The 1,375-nt window shown below is 43.8% G+C and carries 1 tRNA gene; it reads right to left on the bottom strand.

From position 1 onward, the window contains the following. Nucleotides 1-60: 60 nt before the first annotated feature. Nucleotides 61-144: transfer RNA gene (locus GQY55_RS30710), tRNA-Leu, on the bottom strand. Nucleotides 145-1,375: the final 1,231 nt, after the last annotated feature.

The raw sequence follows: 1,375 nt of genomic DNA, 5'->3' as shown, positions 1-1,375 counted from the left end.
CCCGCGACCCTCGCCTTGGCAAGGCGATGCTCTACCGCTGAGCCACGTCCGCATAATTCTTGGTGCGCGTGGAGGGACTTGAACCCCCACGTCAAAGACGCTAGATCCTAAGTCTAGTGCGTCTGCCAATTCCGCCACACGCGCATGTCACCGCAGGTTTATCGCCTGACAGTTCAGTCCGTTCTAACATGATTCGTTTATTTCTTAGAAAACTCATCTCGTTAGCGACAAGAATGATCTTACCATAGATAAATACCAAGAGTCAAGCCTTTTTGCAAAAAATATTATTCATTTTATTTATTGCCCATTTTAACAACACAAAAACTTGCAGATTCCCCTCGTGAAGGCAATGCTTTCAAATGATAAGCGTTAATCGTTTCCCCCTCATTCTCTCCTACTGCTGTTCAGATTCGACTTCCTGCTTAATTTACAGCAACAAACATACCTCTTCGGATCATGTTCTTGAATTTCTGCCGACAACTGACCGTTTATAATTGGTTCACCTTAGGAGGTTATCCCAAGCGCCGACAGCATTCGGCCAACGAAATGGTCCAAATGAACTCTATTTTATAAAAACTCACCGACGGGAAATAGGGCTTCCCATCCCCTGCTATTTCTTACTCCGATCAAGGACTTTGACTTTAACCTAATTTTCTCCGCTTAATACGATGGGATGGATGTCAGGCCATTGGGATTGATCGGCAGAAGAATCGAAGTGGCTACCTATATCCTAAACGTTAAAATGGCCAATTTTAACCCAAATACGCCATAAAAGGTGTTAAATCTTGGCCCTCCCATTGGGCGATTAAAGCCGCTACGGGGCTAACTAAACGGTGATGCTTCCTCAGCATCATTTACTGGGACACCAGGTCCGCGGAAGCCGCTACAGCCGTTTATACGGCTGATTTGATTCAAGAAGTATCGGAAGTCTCCTTTGTTTCAAAAAAAGCGATTATACGCAAATGAAAGGCCGTGGCTCGCCCAACTACGAATATGTATGCTTATAAATTCGTTGACCAAGGGACCAAGGGACATTCAACGTTAGCTTGCTGAAGTTTATTCTCATGGCGTTAGTTTGTATAGGGATGGCCAACATGGCTAAGGGGCTTTTTTCATGAGCAACAGGAGCTTACTCAGACTGAACTTGGTTTGAATCCCATAAGTCTCCACCTCTTTCATTCGAGTACAAAGCAACAACTGCACGAACTATTAAAACAAAAAGCCCCATTTTGTTCATGTCATGCATGAGCAAAACGGGGACAAAAAATAAAAAAACCATCCATTCGTATAGATAGCTTCAAAAAGTACTATATAGAAAGAGTGAGCCATGAAGGACTCGAACCTTCGACACCCTGATTAAAAGTCAGGTGCTCTA

It is taken from the genome of Paenibacillus sp. USDA918EY, assembly GCF_009870825.1.
Classification (GTDB): domain Bacteria; phylum Bacillota; class Bacilli; order Paenibacillales; family Paenibacillaceae; genus Paenibacillus_AQ; species Paenibacillus_AQ albilobatus.
This window is presented reverse-complemented; position numbering and strand designations above follow the sequence as displayed.